The sequence below is a fragment of the Chryseobacterium sp. SIMBA_028 genome, assembly GCF_046535285.1.
GTDB lineage: Bacteria > Bacteroidota > Bacteroidia > Flavobacteriales > Weeksellaceae > Chryseobacterium.
In genome coordinates, this window is record NZ_JAWRWZ010000890.1 from 1 (window position 1) to 230 (window position 230).

The following is a 230-nucleotide window of genomic DNA, read 5'->3' on the forward strand; positions in this document are numbered from 1 at the left end:
GCCTTGGCCACCAGCCCCGTTGCGGGCACGCCGACCCTGGTTGAGCGTCCCCGATATGTCGATATGGCGTCCCGGTTCGGGATCACGCTCCGTGAACAATTGACGTGCGGCTTCCATGTCCACGTTGGCGTCACTTCGGGGGAGGAAGGCGTAGCTGTCCTGGATCGGATCCGGGTGTGGTTACCGTTGCTCTTGGCGCTCAGCGCCAACTCTCCGTACTGGCAAGGTTC

General features: G+C 63.0%; 1 protein-coding gene. It reads left to right on the top strand.

Features of this window, described 5'->3' with window-relative positions:
• Nucleotides 1-3: 3 nt before the first annotated feature.
• On the top strand, nt 4-230 hold a 227-nt coding region (locus SCA31_RS25770), incomplete at its 3' end, for a glutamate-cysteine ligase family protein (RefSeq protein WP_410699766.1).